Source organism: Kitasatospora sp. LaBMicrA B282, from assembly GCF_050325825.1.
Lineage (GTDB): Bacteria > Actinomycetota > Actinomycetes > Streptomycetales > Streptomycetaceae > Kitasatospora.
The window spans coordinates 1-14,720 of sequence record NZ_JBNQTI010000122.1; the positions used below are offsets into that span (position 1 = coordinate 1).

Consider the following 14,720-nt stretch of genomic DNA (forward strand, 5'->3'; position numbering starts at 1 on the left):
GGGAAACGCCCGGTTACATTCCGAACCCGGAAGCTAAGCCTCACAGCGCCGATGGTACTGCAGGGGGGACCCTGTGGGAGAGTAGGACGCCGCCGAACAATTCTTCAGAAGAAGCCCCCGACCTTTCCGGTCGGGGGCTTCTTCGCGTTTCTCCCCAGCCTTGTTCTGCCGTTCGGCTTCCGTTTCCCGGGGCAGCGGCCGGCAGGGGGAACGCGCTGGGCCGAACGAGTGGCGAGTAGGATCCCGATGGTCCCGGTTCACGACCCAGGGGTTGATCGACAAATGGCACGTCCGTCCCTTACCCGCGCACACCGCGCGCTGCTTGGCGTCGTGGCGGTCGGGGCCTGCCTGATCTCCGGGATCGGGTTCGCCGGATCGTACTCGGCGGTGCGCGCGTTGGCGCTGCACAAGGGGTTCGGGGACTTCTCCTACGCCTTTCCGATCGGGGTGGACGCCGGCATCGTCGTGCTGCTCGCCCTGGACCTGGTGCTGACCTGGCTGCGGATACCGTTCCCGCTGCTCAGGCAGGCGGCCTGGCTGCTGACGGTGGCCACGATCGCGTTCAATGCCGCCGCTTCCTGGGGCGACCCACTCGGGATGGGCATGCACGCGGTGATCCCCGTGCTCTTCGTCGTGGTGGTCGAGGCGTCCCGGCACGCGGTGGGACGGATCGCGGCGATTTCGGCGGACCGCCACATGGAGTCCGTCCGGTTGATGCGCTGGCTGCTCTCGCCGGTACCGACCTTCCGGCTGTGGCGGCGGATGAAGCTGTGGGAACTCCGTTCCTACGACGAAGTGGTGCGGTTGGAGCAGAACCGGCTGGTCTACCGGGCGCAGCTGCGGTTCCGCTACGGGCGCGGCTGGCGGCGCGCAGCGCCGATCCAGGCCTTGCTGCCGCTGAAGCTCGCCAAGTACGGGGTCCCGCTCGACGTCACGCTGCTCGACCGGATCGACCCGCAGCCGGCCGTCGCCGGTGCACCGGCGGTCGAGCGCGAGGGCGCCGAGGCGCCGACGGTGTCCGCTGCCGTTGCCGTACCGGTGATCGCCAAGCTGGCTGCCGCCCGGTGGCGCGACGGGCAGGGCGGTCCGGAGCAGCAGGAGGCGACGGCTCCCACCCGGGTCGGTCGGACGGTGGCCACGTTGCGGGACATCCGCGCCGAGGCCGACCGTCAGCAGGTCGAGCCGCAGCAGCCCGCCCAGCAGCAGGTCGCGGACCCGCAGGCCGAGGCCCAGGCCGACCGCCCGGTCGGGCAGGCGTCGCCGTGGTTCAACACGCCGCGTCCCCCGCAGTCCCGTCCGCAGCCGCAGCCGCAGCCGCAGCCGCAGCCGCAGGTACAGCCCCAGCAGCCGATGCCTGCCGGGCCGCAGCGGCGTGAGCGTCCGTCCGAGGTGCTCGGCCAGCCCGAGCCGTCGTCGGGTCAGCAACCGCAGCCGTTCCCGCAGCAACAGCGCCCCCAGGTCGGCCAGGTCACGCGGCAGCCCCAGTCCCAGCCGCAGCCCGCGCAGCACGCCGGCGCCGCGCAGGCCCCCGAGGCGATCCCGCAGCCGCAGGTCGCCGCGCCGCAGCACCAGCAGCCCCAGCTCTCACTGCCGCCGAACCAGCCCGAGCTCGCCGAGTCCCCGGTGCAGGAGATCCCGGTGCAGGAGATCCCGGCCCCGGTTGCGCAGCCCGCGCAGGGCGGCTTCTTCGCGCCCCGGCCCCGCGCCGCCCAGCGCCCCGCGCCGCAGCCGGTCGAGCAGGTCGCTCCGGTCGCGCCGGAGCCCGCGGCGGAGGTCGCTCCGTTCGAGCCGCAGCCCGGCGGCCGTCCGTTGACGGTGGACCTGGCGGTGGAGGCGCTGATCTCCTACCAGGACATGTACGGCCACGACCCGGACGAGGAGCGGTTGGCCGACTTCCTGTTCGAGCAGCTCGGCGTCAGCGGCCGCCAGCCCGGTGTGCCGGCGAGCCAGAACGAGATCCGCCGGATCTGGCCGAAGCTCCAGGACCGCTACGCGACCCTCGGGCGCGAGTAGCCGAGGCCCTGTGAACGCTAGAGCGACGCGCGTAGACCCCACCATCCCGTGCGGGCCCTGCGCGTGTCCGTCTGCTGGGCGACCATTGACGCTCGTCGGCGGCGCGGTTACCTTCACCTCAACAAACTGTTGAATTGCGATGTGGTGTCGCCGTGCGGCACCACCTCAGTGTGGAGGAACCCGGATGTCGCAGGTCGAGATGGGTGGCGGCGCCGCAGGTGGGGCAGCAGCCGGGGGCCCGACGTTCTCCGCGGCCGCCCGTGCGGCCGTGGACGCACTGCTCGGCCCGGTCGACGCCGAGCTGGCCCGCCGCTACCCGGGGGACTCGGGCAGCCGGCAGCCGGTCCACACCGTCTACGTGCCGGCCGACGCCTTCGCCGCCGACACGGTGGCCGACTGGGGCCGCCAGGCGCTGGAGGCGCTGGACACCCACGCCGGCACGCCCGCCGAGCTGGCCGAGGCGCTCGGCGTCCCCGCCGACGAGCTGATCACCGAGGTGCACGCCCGGGTCCGGGCCAAGCTCGAACGCGAGCCGATCGAGGACCTGCGGATCGACTTCGAGGACGGCTACGGCCCCCGCCCGGACGCGGAGGAGGACGCCGAGGCGGTGCGCGCGGCCCGGCTGGTGGCCGCGGCGGTCGCCGATGGCACCGCCCCGCCGTACATCGGGATCCGGATCAAGTGCATGGAGGCGGCGGTCCGCGACCGCGGCGTCCGCACCCTCGAGCTCTTCCTGGCCACCCTGCTGGAGGACGGCCGGGAGCTGCCCGCGGGTCTGGTGCTGACCCTGCCCAAGGTCACCTACCCCGCCCAGGTCACCGCGCTGGTCCGGCTGCTGGAGGACTTCGAGCAGCGGGCCGGGCTGCCGGCCGGGCGGATCGGCTTCGAGATCCAGATCGAGACCACCCAGGCGATCCTGGGCGCCGACGGCCGGGCGACGGTCGCGCTGATGATCGAGGCGGCCGAGGGCCGGGCCACCGGCCTGCACTACGGCACCTTCGACTACAGCGCCTCCTGCGGGGTCAGCGCCGCCTACCAGAGCATGGACCACCCGGTCGCCGACCACGCGAAGGCCGTGATGCAGGTGGCCGCCGCCGGCACCGGCGTGCGGCTGTCGGACGGTTCGACCAACGTCATCCCGACCGGCCCGCGCGAGCAGGTCTTCGCGGCCTGGAACCTGCACCACGGCCTGGTCCGGCGCTCGCTGGCCCGCGCCTACTACCAGGGCTGGGACATGCACCCGGCCCATCTGCCCACCCGGTACGCAGCGGTCTACGCCTTCTACCGCGAGGGCCTGGCCGCCGCCGCGGCCCGGCTGGCGGCCTACGTGGCCAAGGCCGGCGGCGACGTGATGGACGAGCCGGCGACCGCCAAGGCGCTCAGCGGCTACCTGCTGCGCGGCCTGGACTGCGGCGCGGTCGACCTCGTCGAGGTCACCGAGCTGACCGGCCTGGACCGCAAGCAGCTGGACGCGCTCAGCGGCCGCTGACCGGCCCCCGCTCCCGTCGTCCGGTCGGTGGATAGGCTGGCAGCACCGCCCGTCCGTCCACCGACCGCCCGGAGATCCGCCGCGCCATGCCAGAGCCCGCCAGCAGGCCCGACCGGCCGTACCTGACCATCCGCGCGGACGGCAGCCACGAGACCGAGGTGAAGCGCTCGCGGTTCATCTGCCACCTCGGCCGGGTCGGCGACGAGGAGGCGGCGCAGGAGTTCATCGCGCGGATCCGCAAGCAGTACTGGGACGCCCGGCACAACTGCACGGCCTTCGTGGTCGGCGCCGAACAGCGCCGCGAGCGCTCCAACGACGACGGCGAGCCGGGGGGCACGGCCGGGGTTCCGATGCTGGAGGTGCTGCGCCGGCGCGGGGTCACCGACACCGTCGCGGTGGTGACCCGGTACTTCGGCGGGGTGCTGCTCGGGGCCGGCGGGCTGGTGCGGGCCTACGGCGGCGCGGTCTCGGCGGCGCTGGACGAGGTCGGTCTGGTCGAGCGGCGCGCGGTGGCGCTGCTGCTGGTGGCGGCCGACCACGCCCGGGCCGGGCGGCTGGAGAACGAGCTGCGCGCGGCCGGCCACGCGGTGCGCGAGCTGCACTACGAGGCGGCCGGGGTGCGGATCGAGGTGGGGGTGCCGGAGGAGGGGGTGGCGGCCTTCCACGCCTGGCTCGCCGAGGTCAGCGGGGGCACCGCGACGGCCGTCCCGGCCGGCCGGGTCCACCTGGAAGTGCCCTGGTCGCAGCAGCGCTGACCGGTGCCGGTCGGGGTGGGGAGGCGGCGCCGCGGCGCATAGTGCGGTCGCATATTCTTTCGGCCAAAGCCCACCGAATCGGGCTCTCGCGCGGCTGACGGTCAGTAGCCTGAGATGACCGTCGAGTCACAGGAGCAGATCCCGAGATGGCCGTGATCCGTACCATCAGCATTGCGCCGGGGGGAAACACCGGCTGGCACTACCATCCGGGACCCGTCCAGGCCGTCCTGCTCTCCGGCACGCTGACCCGGGTGCTGGAGGACGGCACGGTGGAGGTGACCCGGCCCGGACAGTTCCTGGTCGAGCTGCCCGACCAGGTGCACATCGGCTACAACCACGGCACCGAGCAGGTCGTGATCCTGGCCAACTACCAGGTGGCGGACGGCTGCCCGCTGGCCGTCGCGGCGCCCGAGCCCGAGCTGGGGACGGCTGCCGGGTTGCTGAGCCGCTGAGGCTTATACAGCAAGGATCTGTCGAGCAGTCAAGTGACGGTCAATCGACACTCGAACGAATTAACGCGGCCCGGAACTGGAACTCCAGCTCCGGGCTTCGGCGTTCTTCCGGCAAGGACCCCGTCGGCCACCGCCGGCGGGGCCGGACACCACCCCCATCGATGGAGGACCGTCAGACCCCACCTCGCACCACGGAGGCACCACCCATGAGCATCGATCGCAGCGCGCCGTCCGCGGCCGCCGACCCCCGCTCCGGATCCGCCCAGCCGGGCCGCGCCACGCCGTACCGGATGACGGTGACCACCCGTCACTCCCATACCGACGTGGTCGCGCTGGCCGACCAGTGCCTGGCCGCCTGGCTCAAGGAGGAGGGCCACGCCGAGCCGCCGCCGGCACCGCCCGACCCGGCCGACCCACTCCCGCCCCGATCGCCGATCGCCGTCCGCCACCGCCTCGGCGAGCGCGTCCTGCTCGACCGGGACGACGGCCCGCTGGGCCCGCCCCACCTGCTGCACCCGCCGGACACCCCGGCCGGCCGCTACACCCGCCGCCGCCTGCGCACCCCGGCGCCGCACGGCACCCACCAGCTCACGCTGACCGTGGCCACCGAGCCCGACGGTCCCAGCTGGGTCCGGCTCGAAGCCGAGCACCTGGCCACCACCCCCGGCCTGCGCAGCCCGTGCGCGGTCCCCGTGCCGGAGCTGGTCCACCAGTTGCTCCCGCTGCTGGACGCGATGGACGGGTCCATCGAGGTCCGCGCGAGGCCCCGGCTGATCGGCGCCGCCGAGGTCGACGAGGTGATCGACGAGCTCTGCGACCCGGCCCGCCGGCTGCCGATCGTGGTCGCCAGCGTCCCGGCCGACCTGGACCCGCACCGCTGGTCGGCCGAGCCGCTGGAGCCGCTGCTGCACAAGGTGTCGGGCCTGGCCGTCGGCTACGTCCTCGACCACGGCGCCCGGGTCGTGTTCAACACGGCGCTGGAGTACCACACCGTGTACGGCGGCGCGGTCCGCACCTACCTGCCCGAGGTCGACCCGGCCTCCCGGCGGGACGCCGCGCGGCACCTGGTGCTGCCGCGGCACCGGATCGAGGACGAGCCCCGGCGGGCGGCCGCGCTGCTGGCGCGCGAGCCGCGCCGGCTGGCCGACCAGTCGCCGCTGCCCGAACCGCTGGCCGGGGTCCCGGTGCTGCGGCTGCGCCCCGAGTCGTCGCCCGCCACCGAGCCGTCGCCGGCCCGAGAGCTGTCGCCCGCCGTCGAGGCGCCCCGGCCGCGCCTGCTCTACCACAAGCTGCGGCGCGAGCCGCACCTGCGCGCGGAGAGCGAGCCCCAGGGCGCCGCGGTGCGCCGCTCGCGCGGGGTCAGCGGGCGGTTCTGCCCGCCGGGCGACGGTGGTCCCGATCCGGTCGGGCTGCGCGACCGGGGGCCGCGGTCCCCCTGCAGCTTCACCGAACTCCTGCACCGGATCGACGAGTTCCCGCTGCTGAGCTTCACCGGTGACGAGAAGGAGACGATCGCGCTGGACGCGCACGCCGCGGGCGCGTACGGCTGGGCACGGCTCACCTGGGACGGTCTGACCGCGCTGCAGCAGTACGCCGCGGTCGCCGTGCGCGGCGTGGCCGGCGGGGACTTCAAGCAGTGGTGCGAGCACGCGCCGGTGGGCGTCAGCCAGTTCCCGCCGCGCAAGGCGGTGCGCAACGAGTCCCGGACGGTCTGCAGCCACAGCAAGATGCGCCGCGAGCGGATGTTCGCCGTGCCGTCCTCGGTGGACCCGAGCGGCCGTGCCTTCATGGGCGCCCACCTGCGGATCGGCGGCGGCCGCACCGCGCCCCGCCTGCACTATCTGGACGACTGCTCGGGCAGCGGCCGGATCTACGTCGGCTACATCGGGATCCATCTGACCAACACCATGACCAACTGAGCCACTGCCCCCGGCCGTTGCCGCCGCCGATCGGCCACCGGGCCGGCCGGTCGGCGGCACGGCCGCGCGCGCCGTCGGCCCGGTTCGGCGCAGCCCGGGTCGCCGGGAGCCCGCCCCTGTGCGGTGGCCGGGACCGAGCGTGCGGCGACCGGGCGCCCCGCCGCACGGTGGAGAATGCTCTCGGGGGGTATACCGCCAACGCGCGCATGCCCGGCCAGCGAACTGCCCGGCCACCGAAGGAGCGCCGGACGAGCATGGGGGCGGACCGCAGATGCAGGATTCGACCAAGCGTCAGTCGCCCCTGGAGAGCGCCTTCGGCCGCCGTGCGGGCTTCCTCGCCTCGGTGTTCGGCGGCAGCGCCGGCGGACCGGACCCGGTGCCGGGCGGGTTCCCGGCCGGTGGCGGGCCCGTCGGTGGCTTCCCGGACCCCGGCGACCCGGGCGCGGAACCCGATGGAGCGGACCCGGCGGTGACCGCGCTCGCCCGGGCCGCCGAGCTGACCCACCACCGGACCGCCACCGTGCGGGCCGAGCAGCAGCGGCTGGAGGAGCTGCTGGCCCGGCTCGCGCTGCCGGTCAGCGCCATGGACTTCGAGAGCCAGCGGCGCAGCTACGAGCCGCGCCCCTACCCGGACGGGCCGGTGGCGGAGCAGGCGCGCGAACCGCTCTGGGCGGACTTCGCCCCCGCCGAGCCGCCCGCCGCGGACCCGGAGGCCGGCGCCGCCGCCGGGGCCCGGCGGATCCTCGACTCCGGCTACCAGCGCGAGCTGGCCCAGGCCCGGCTCGACCACCAGCGGGCGCTGCGCCGCTGGCGCACCGAGCGGGCGGCGGCCGACGACCCGGCCGAGTCCGCCGCCCGGCTGGCCCACGAGGAGGCGGAACAGGCCAGGGCCCGGGCGGTGCGGGAGTACAACGAGAGCCTGGAGGAGTGCCGCCGGGCCTACCGGGAAGCCGAGCCGGCCGCGGTCGAGTCGCTGCTGGAGCGGGCGCTGGCCGCCGCCGAGGCGGCCACCCCCGAACTGCCGGCCGCCTGCCGGGCGGTCTTCCGGCCGCTGACCCGCACCGCCGTGCTCGACCTCGACCTGCCGCCGCTGGGCCTGGTCCCCTCGCTGGACGGCTACCGGCTGACCCCCGAGGGCGAGATCAGCCCGGTGCCGCGCCCGCCGGCCGACCGGGCCGCCGACTACCTGCGGCTGGTGGCCCGGCTGGCGCTGCGCGCGCTGCAGGCCGCCGACGCGGTGGACACCGACGGGGTGCTGGCCGGCGTGGTGCTCAACGGCTGGCTGCGCGAGCCCGGCGCCAGCTGCCTGCTGACCGTGGACGCCGACCGCGACGCGCTGGCCAGGACCAGGCTGCTGGCGGCGGCCGACGCCGAGGAGGAGCCGGGCGAGCCGGGCGTCTACGCGGCCGCCGAGCAGGACGAGGCCCTGGTGCGGCTGCGCGAGCTGGGCGCCTCGATCAGCCCGGACCCGTACGCCCGGTCCGCGGTGCGCCCGTGCGCCGCCGCCGGTGCGGCGGTGCCCGCGGTGGGCGACCTGTCACCGGGGGAGTTCGCGGTGCTGGTGCGCGAGGTGCTCACCCGCGGTGGGCTGCGGGACTGGAGCGTGCGGCTGCGCGGGCACTCCGGCCTGGTGGCCACCGGGACCGGTGCGCCGGACAGCGCCCTGCCGGGCCGCTGGGTGGTCTGCGCCTCCCGCCGCCCCGGCCGGGTCGGGGCCACCGAACTGCTCACCCTGGCGGAGGCGGTGGCCGAGGAGGCGGCCGGCCACGGCCTCTGGCTGAGCACCGGCGGTTTCACCGAGGAGGCCTTGGACCTGGCGGACACGGCCGCGTTCCAGCAGGTCCACCTGGCCGACGGAGAGGGCTTCCGGGCGCTGACCGAGACCCACCTGGGGCTGCCGCTGACCACCTGAGGCCCGCACCGCCGCGCCGGGGCCGGGCGCGCCGCGCCTCACCCGGCCGGCGGACCCGGCGGGCGGGCACCCGCGGGGCCCAGCAGGCTGGGCGGGGAGGGGGCGGCCGGCACGATCGGCGGAAGGACCCGGATGACCGCCGTACTCGTCGCCGCCGGGGCGTTCCTGATGACGCTGATCGGTGGCTTCGTCGCCCAGCGCACCGGCGACCGACGGCACCTGGTCCTGGGCCTCGCCGCCGGGCTGATGTTGGGCGTGGTCGCCTTCGACCTGCTGCCGGAGGCGCTCGCCCAGGCCCCGGAGGACGTGCACGGGGTGCCCGAGGCGCTGCTGATGTTCGCCGCCGGCTTCCTGGTGATCCACTGCATCGAGCGCTCGGTGGCGATCCACCGGGCCCACGAGGGCGAGTACGTCAGCCACACCCATGCGCACGGTCACGCCCACGCCCACGCGCACGGCCGGGGCGGTGCCGAGGGGATCGGGCTGCTGGCCGCGGGCGCGCTGGTCGGGCACAGCCTGATGGACGGCTTCGCGATCGGCGCCGCGTTCCAGGCCGGCCACACGGTCGGCACCGTGGTGGCGATCGCGGTGGTGGCGCACGACTTCGCCGACGGGTTCAACACCTACACGGTGACCCGGCTGTACGGGAACAACCGGCTCCGGGCGCTGGTGCTGCTGCTCGCGGACGCGGTGGCGCCGGTCACCGGGGCGGCGGTCACCCTGGCCTTCACCATCCCGGAGCACCTGCTCGGCCTCTACCTGGGCTTCTTCGCCGGCTTCCTGCTCTACCTGGCGACCTCCGACATCCTTCCGGAGGCGCACAGTCCGCACCCCTCGCGTTCCACCCTGCTCTGCACGCTGGCCGGCGTGGGCTTCATGTGGCTGGTGATCGGCCTGGCGGGGTGATCAGTCGGTGGGATGGTCGGTCGGTGGGGTGATCAGTCGGTGGGGTGGCCGGTCGGCGGGGTGATCGGCTCGCCGGCCGCGTTGCGGACCGGCCAGTGGCGGTGCAGCGCGTCCAGGGTCGCGGTGATCGCCGGGCGGCGGGCCGCCTGGGTGCGCCAGACCGTGAAGACCCGGCGGGTGGGCTCGGGCAGCACCGGCCGGGCGACCACCCCCGGCGGCAGCGCCCCGCGCCCGAGCCGGGGCACCAGGCCCACCCCGAGTCCGGCCGCGATCAGCGCGATCTGTGTGTCGAAGTCGCTGATCTGGTAGAGCACGTCCGGCTCCTCGCCGGCCTCGCGCATGGTGTGCACCAGCCAGTCGTGGCAGATGTTGCCCGGCGGCACGCTGATCCAGCGCTGGCCGGGCAGCTCGGCCACCGGCACCACCGGGAGCGCGGCCAGCGGGTGCTCGGCGCGCAGCACCAGGTCCACCGGGTCCAGGCCGAGCCGCTGCCGGGACAGCCCCTCGGGCATCGGCACCGGGACGGAGGGCCAGTCCTGCACCAGGCCCAGGTCTGCCTCGCCGCGCGCGACCAGCTCGGTGGCCAGGTAGGGGTCCGTCTCCAGCACCCGGATCTCCAGTTCCGGGCAGGTCTCGCGCAGCTCGGCGAGGGCGCCGGGCAGCAGGCCGCGGATGCCGGTGGCGAAGGCGGCCAGCCGCAGCCGGCCCACCGCGCGGCCGCGCTGCTCCTCCAAGGTCACCTCGGCCCGTTCGACCAGCGCCAGCAACTGCTGGGCGGTGCCGGCCAGCTGCCGGGCGGCGTCGGTGAGCACCACGCCGCGGCCCTGGCGTTCCAGCAGCACGGTGCGGGTCTCCCGTTCCAGCTTGGAGATCTGCTGGGAGACGGCGGAGGAGGTGAAGCCGAGGGCGGCGGCCGCGCGGCCGACCGAGCCGTGCACCGCGACCGCGTGCAGGGCGCGGAGCCGTCCGAGATCGAGCATGGGCCCGATCATGGCACACCGGTTAGCGGTGCTGAAGGGTTTCCTTCAGCACTCTTCGCTGGTGCTGAAGAGTGCGGCCGGGGGATCCTCGGGGCATGTCAGTCGCCGCACGCTCCGTCAGCACCATGAGTACCCGTCACATCGCCCTGGCCGTGCTGGTCGCCGCGGTCTGGGGGGTCAACTTCGTGATCATCGACGTCGGCCTGAAGAACTTCCCGCCGCTGCTCTTCTGCGCGCTGCGGTTCACCGTGGTGGCGCTGCCGGCGGTCTTCTTCGTCGGCCCGCCGCGGGTGGCCTGGCGCTGGATCCTGGCGGTCGGCGTGGTGCTCGGCGTGCTGAAGTTCGGCACCCTCTTCCTCGGCATGCACGCCGGGATGCCGGCCGGGCTCTCCTCCCTGGTGCTGCAGAGCCAGGCCGTCTTCACCGCGGCCTTCGCCGCCGGGATGCTGGGCGAGCGTCCGGGTCGGCGCCGGCTGGTCGGCCTGGGCATCGCCGGTGCGGGCATCGCCCTGGCCGCGCTGGACACCGGCCCCGGCGGGCCGGTGAAGGCCTTCGTCCTGGTCATCGCGGCGGCGGCGTTCTGGGGGCTGGCCAACGTGCTGACCCGCAAGGCGGCGCCGCCGGACCTGCTGCGCTGGATGGTCTGGGTCAGCGCGGTCCCGCCGCTTCCGCTGCTCGCCCTCTCGCTGCTGGTCGAGGGCCCGCACGCCGACCTGCACGCGCTGGCCTCGATCACCCCGGTCGGCCTGGGCGCGGTCGCCTACGTCGGCCTGCTCTCCACCCTGTTCGGCTTCGCCGCCTGGGGCTACCTGCTGCGCAGCTACGACGCCAGTGCGGTGGCGCCCTACTCGCTGCTGGTCCCGGTCTTCGGGATGAGCTCGGCCTGGGTGCTGCTGGGCGAGGCGATCACCCCACTGGCAGGCTGCGCCGCGCTGCTGGTGATCGCCGGGATCGCGCTCAGCGCGCTGCGGCCGGGGACGCGGCTGCTGCCCGCCCGCCGCCGGTCGACGGCTACCGCGTCGGCTGCCGAGCCGGGTGCCGCTCGTCCGGTCGCGGCCCGGACGGCCGCTGGTACGCCGCTTCCGCGGCCCTGAGCACCCGGAGCATCACCGTCACGTCCGCCGGGTCGGTGCCGCGGAAGTACTCCTCCGCGACCTCCTGGCGGACCTGCGCGAACCGCTCCACCGCACCCCGCCCGGCGCCGGTCAGCACCAGGCCGACCGAGCGGCGGTCCGCCGGGTCGGGCACCCGCTCGACCAGGCCGCCCTGCTCCAGCGCGTCCACCACGGTGGTGGCCGAGCGCGGGGCCACCGCGAGCCGGTCGGCCAGCTCGCTCAGCCGCATCGCCCGCCCGGGGGTGCCGCACTGCTCGGCGTGCGCCAGCACCCGCAGGGCGCGGCCCTGGCCCGGCGTCAGACCGTAGGGCTCGAGCCGGTCCATGGTGCGGTGGCGGATCCGCTTCATCGCCCGGGTCAGCTCGTCGGACAGCTCGGCCAGGCCCTCGCCGCCCGCTGGGGCACCGACGGTCCGGGGCGCGTCGTCAAGGGCCGCGGGTTCGGTGGACGAGCTGGTCATGCGGGGCTCCTCGGCGGGGGACGGGGGCGCGGGCGGCGACCGGCGGTACCGGGCCGGCCTCATGGTGAGCCAGGCTCAGTATCTCTCGTCCGGTGCCGGTCCGGCTGCCGGGTCACCGAGCGACGGCAGCGCGCGGTCCAGGCCCCACAGCACCAGGGCGGTCAGGCACCAGCCGGCCACCACGTCCAGGAACCAGTGGTAGACGCTCCAGATCAGCCCCAGGCCCACGGCCGGCACGAGCAGCGCGGTCACCACGGACAGCACCCGGCGGGCCGGCGGGCCCAGCGTGCGGCCGAGCAGCAGCGCCCCGACCCCGTAGCTCACCCCGGCGGTGGTGGTGTGCCCCGACGGGTACCAGCCCCAGGAGCCGGGCGCGAGCGGTTGGTCGAGCGGGCCCGGCCGGGCGAACCAGGCCTTGGCCGGCACCACCAGCAGCGGGATCAGCAGGGCCGCCAGCGGGGCCACCAGCAGCGGCAGCCACCAGCGCCGCACCCCGGCCCGGCGGGCCCGCCAGGCGGCCAGCGCGCCGGCGCCGAGCAGCACCGGGATGGCCGGCACCGTGCTGCCGAGGTCGGAGAACAGGTGCCCGAGCCAGTCGAGCAGGCCGCTGTGCAGCGTGCCGTGCAGCCGGGCGACCGCGTGGCGGACCGTGCGGTCCAGGCCGAGCAGCGGCCCGTCGACGGCCACCTGCCAGGAGACCAGTGCGAGCAGGACGGCCGGGAACAAGGGCGCCAGCGGAGCACGGCAGGCCCGGCCGAGGGCGGCCAGAGCAGAGCCGAGGGGTGCCAGGGCAGACAGGAGCCGCCCCGGAGCGGGGGGGAGAGCCCCGGGGCGGCCTGGGTGATCGCCGCTCCGTGCGCCCCGGGGGGTGTGGGCCGGACGGCCGGTCGATCGGTCCTGTGACGGTGCCTTGCCGGGCACCTGGTTGTCCTCGCGGGTCGGCGGACCGACCACGGATTGAGGCTCGCTGTCCATCTGCCATGACACTACGTCAACCGGATTGCGAGCGGGCCGGACGCGCCCGGGTTCGCACAGCATCTTCACTGGAAGCGGTGCAACCTCCACGGCCGCCGAAGTGTCTGTGCAGGGCTCCCGGAGACTACGTGCAGGGGCGTCGGGTCGGTTCAGATCGCCCGCAGGGCTCGCAGCGCTCGCAGCGCTCGCGGCGGTCCCGGCGTTCGCGGCGTTCGTGGTGCGGACGCACGCGTGCGCCGGTGCACCCCGGTCCTGGCGGACCCGGGTGCACCGGCGCACGGGAGTGACGCGGTGGGTGGCGGGGGAGGGTCAGGCCGCGGTGGTGCCCTGCAGCCCGAACGCGCCCTCGATGATGTCCAGGCCCTCGACCAGCAGGTGCTCCGGCATCACCAGCGGCGGCAGGAAGCGCAGCACGTTGCCGTAGGTGCCGGCGGTCAGCACCACCAGGCCCTCGGCGTGGCAGGCCTTGGCCACGGCGGCGGTGAACTCCGGGTTGGGGTCCTTGGTGCCCGGCTTGACCAGCTCGACGGCGATCATCGCGCCGCGCCCGCGGACCTCGCCGATCACCTCGAACTTCTCCTGCATCGCGCGCAGCCGGCCCAGCATGACCTCGCCGATCCGCTGCGCCTTGGCGTTCAGGTCCAGCGACTTCATGGTCTCGATCGAGCCCAGCGCGGCGGCGCAGGCCACCGGGTTGCCGCCGTAGGTGCCGCCCAGGCCACCGGCGTGCGCGGCGTCCATGATCTCGGCGCGGCCGGTCACCGCGGCCAGCGGCAGACCGCCGGCGATGCCCTTGGCGGTGGTGATCAGGTCCGGGACGACGCCCTCGTCCTCGCAGGCGAACCACTGGCCGGTGCGGCAGAAGCCGGTCTGGATCTCGTCCGCGACGAAGACGATCCCGTTGGCCTTGGCGTACTCCACGATGGCCGGCAGGAAGCCCTTGGCCGGCTCGATGAAGCCGCCCTCGCCCTGGATCGGCTCGATGATGATCGCCGCGACGTTCTCCGCGCCGATCTGCTTGTTGATCATGTCGATCGCCTGCGCGGCGGCCTCGGCGGCGCAGTTCTCCGCCCCGGTCAGCCAGCGGTAGGGGTAGGCGACCGGCACCCGGTAGATCTCCGGCGCGAACGGACCGAAGCCGTGCTTGTACGGCATGTTCTTCGCGGTCAGACCCATGGTCAGGTTGGTCCGGCCGTGGTACCCGTGGTCGAACACCACCACGGCGGTGCGCTTGGTGTAGGCGCGGGCGATCTTGACCGCGTTCTCCACCGCCTCGGCACCGGAGTTGAACAGCGCGGTGCGCTTCTCGTGGTCACCCGGGGTCAGCTCGTTGAGCTGCTCGGCGACGGCGACGTAGCCCTCGTACGGGGTCACCATGAAGCAGGTGTGGGTGAAGGCGGCCAGCTGCTCGCTCGCCCGGGCCACCACGGCCTCGGCGCTGTTGCCCACGTTGGTGACGGCGATGCCGGAGCCAAAGTCGATCAGGCTGTTGCCGTCCACGTCCTCCAGCACGCCGCCCCCGGCGCGCGAGACGTACACGGGCAGCGTGGTCCCGACGCCCGCCGCCACCGCACCCAGCTTGCGGGCCTGCAGCTCCTGCGACTTCGGGCCGGGGATCGCGGTGACCAGACGGCGCTCCTGCGGGAGCGGTGCAGCGCTCATGGGGGTATCTCCAGTCGGCTCGGTGCGCGCGGTGTGCGCGGCGTGCATCGCGGCATGCAACGGAGGTGCGTGCCCGCGCGTT

Annotated in this window: 12 protein-coding genes and 1 rRNA gene; 9 read left to right on the top strand and 4 right to left on the bottom strand. The window is 74.8% G+C overall.

The window, feature by feature from the left end; genetic code table 11:
• From rrf to ACQRUO_RS27650, 8 genes are all read left to right on the top strand, one after another.
• Positions 1 to 98 (top strand): 5S ribosomal RNA (gene rrf / locus ACQRUO_RS27615); the annotation flags it as partial.
• Between the two features lie 184 nt (positions 99 to 282).
• Positions 283 to 2,013 (top strand): DUF2637 domain-containing protein, encoded by a 1,731-nt coding sequence (locus ACQRUO_RS27620; RefSeq protein ID WP_428318797.1) that lies wholly within the window; start codon positions 283 to 285, stop codon positions 2,011 to 2,013.
• Positions 2,014 to 2,197: 184 nt separating this feature from the next.
• A complete protein-coding gene (locus ACQRUO_RS27625; protein WP_428318798.1) occupies positions 2,198 to 3,502 on the top strand; it encodes a DUF6986 family protein in 1,305 nt (434 codons plus the stop codon).
• An 86-nt stretch (positions 3,503 to 3,588) separates the two neighbouring features.
• On the top strand, positions 3,589 to 4,257 hold the full coding sequence (locus tag ACQRUO_RS27630) for a YigZ family protein (protein WP_428318799.1): 669 nt from the start codon (positions 3,589 to 3,591) through the stop codon (positions 4,255 to 4,257).
• A 146-nt stretch (positions 4,258 to 4,403) separates the two neighbouring features.
• Complete coding sequence (locus ACQRUO_RS27635; RefSeq protein WP_428318800.1) at positions 4,404 to 4,709, top strand: cupin domain-containing protein; 306 nt, start codon at positions 4,404 to 4,406, stop codon at positions 4,707 to 4,709.
• A 206-nt stretch (positions 4,710 to 4,915) separates the two neighbouring features.
• Positions 4,916 to 6,628, top strand: a complete 1,713-nt coding sequence (locus ACQRUO_RS27640; protein ID WP_428318801.1) for a hypothetical protein — start codon at positions 4,916 to 4,918, stop codon at positions 6,626 to 6,628.
• A gap of 271 nt (positions 6,629 to 6,899) precedes the next feature.
• Positions 6,900 to 8,540: a restriction endonuclease gene (locus ACQRUO_RS27645; RefSeq protein WP_428318802.1), complete on the top strand. Its 1,641-nt coding sequence runs from the start codon at positions 6,900 to 6,902 to the stop codon at positions 8,538 to 8,540.
• 132 nt (positions 8,541 to 8,672) lie between these two features.
• Positions 8,673 to 9,446, top strand: coding sequence for a ZIP family metal transporter (locus ACQRUO_RS27650; RefSeq protein ID WP_428318803.1), 774 nt, complete (start codon positions 8,673 to 8,675; stop codon positions 9,444 to 9,446).
• Between the two features lie 32 nt (positions 9,447 to 9,478).
• Here ACQRUO_RS27650 and ACQRUO_RS27655 read toward each other — a convergent pair whose 3' ends face one another.
• Positions 9,479 to 10,426, bottom strand: a complete 948-nt coding sequence (locus tag ACQRUO_RS27655; protein ID WP_428318804.1) for a LysR family transcriptional regulator — start codon at positions 10,424 to 10,426, stop codon at positions 9,479 to 9,481.
• Positions 10,427 to 10,551: 125 nt separating this feature from the next.
• On the opposite strand from ACQRUO_RS27655, the gene ACQRUO_RS27660 reads away from it, so the two are divergent.
• The gene (locus tag ACQRUO_RS27660; protein ID WP_428318818.1) at positions 10,552 to 11,520 is read left to right on the top strand and encodes an EamA family transporter; all 969 of its coding nucleotides are present in this window, start codon (positions 10,552 to 10,554) and stop codon (positions 11,518 to 11,520) included.
• On the opposite strand, the gene ACQRUO_RS27665 is transcribed toward ACQRUO_RS27660, so the two are convergent.
• The 3 genes from ACQRUO_RS27665 to gabT all read right to left on the bottom strand — a co-directional run bounded on the left by ACQRUO_RS27665 (position 11,438) and on the right by gabT (position 14,638).
• Entirely contained in the window at positions 11,438 to 12,001 is a 564-nt protein-coding gene (locus ACQRUO_RS27665) for a MarR family winged helix-turn-helix transcriptional regulator (RefSeq protein WP_428318805.1), read from the bottom strand. The two genes, ACQRUO_RS27660 and ACQRUO_RS27665, sit on opposite strands and share 83 nt — an antisense overlap.
• A 75-nt stretch (positions 12,002 to 12,076) precedes the next feature.
• A complete protein-coding gene (locus ACQRUO_RS27670) occupies positions 12,077 to 12,727 on the bottom strand; it encodes a phosphatase PAP2 family protein (protein ID WP_428318806.1) in 651 nt (216 codons plus the stop codon).
• Between the two features lie 558 nt (positions 12,728 to 13,285).
• Positions 13,286 to 14,638: a 4-aminobutyrate--2-oxoglutarate transaminase gene (gabT, locus tag ACQRUO_RS27675; RefSeq protein ID WP_428318807.1), complete on the bottom strand. Its 1,353-nt coding sequence runs from the start codon at positions 14,636 to 14,638 to the stop codon at positions 13,286 to 13,288.
• Positions 14,639 to 14,720 lie beyond the last annotated feature (82 nt).

Excerpts from the sequence above, each read along its gene's own strand:
- ACQRUO_RS27665 (WP_428318805.1), bottom strand. The coding sequence starts at position 12,001 with ATGACCAGCTCGTCCACCGAACCCGCGGCCCTTGACGACGCGCCCCGG.
- ACQRUO_RS27655 (WP_428318804.1), bottom strand. The coding sequence starts at position 10,426 with ATGCTCGATCTCGGACGGCTCCGCGCCCTGCACGCGGTCGCGGTGCAC.
- ACQRUO_RS27630 (WP_428318799.1), top strand. The coding sequence starts at position 3,589 with ATGCCAGAGCCCGCCAGCAGGCCCGACCGGCCGTACCTGACCATCCGC.
- ACQRUO_RS27625 (WP_428318798.1), top strand. The coding sequence starts at position 2,198 with ATGTCGCAGGTCGAGATGGGTGGCGGCGCCGCAGGTGGGGCAGCAGCC.
- ACQRUO_RS27640 (WP_428318801.1), top strand. The coding sequence starts at position 4,916 with ATGAGCATCGATCGCAGCGCGCCGTCCGCGGCCGCCGACCCCCGCTCC.
- ACQRUO_RS27660 (WP_428318818.1), top strand. The coding sequence starts at position 10,552 with ATGAGTACCCGTCACATCGCCCTGGCCGTGCTGGTCGCCGCGGTCTGG.
- ACQRUO_RS27650 (WP_428318803.1), top strand. The coding sequence starts at position 8,673 with ATGACCGCCGTACTCGTCGCCGCCGGGGCGTTCCTGATGACGCTGATC.
- gabT (WP_428318807.1), bottom strand. The coding sequence starts at position 14,638 with ATGAGCGCTGCACCGCTCCCGCAGGAGCGCCGTCTGGTCACCGCGATC.
- ACQRUO_RS27620 (WP_428318797.1), top strand. The coding sequence starts at position 283 with ATGGCACGTCCGTCCCTTACCCGCGCACACCGCGCGCTGCTTGGCGTC.
- ACQRUO_RS27635 (WP_428318800.1), top strand. The coding sequence starts at position 4,404 with ATGGCCGTGATCCGTACCATCAGCATTGCGCCGGGGGGAAACACCGGC.
- ACQRUO_RS27645 (WP_428318802.1), top strand. The coding sequence starts at position 6,900 with ATGCAGGATTCGACCAAGCGTCAGTCGCCCCTGGAGAGCGCCTTCGGC.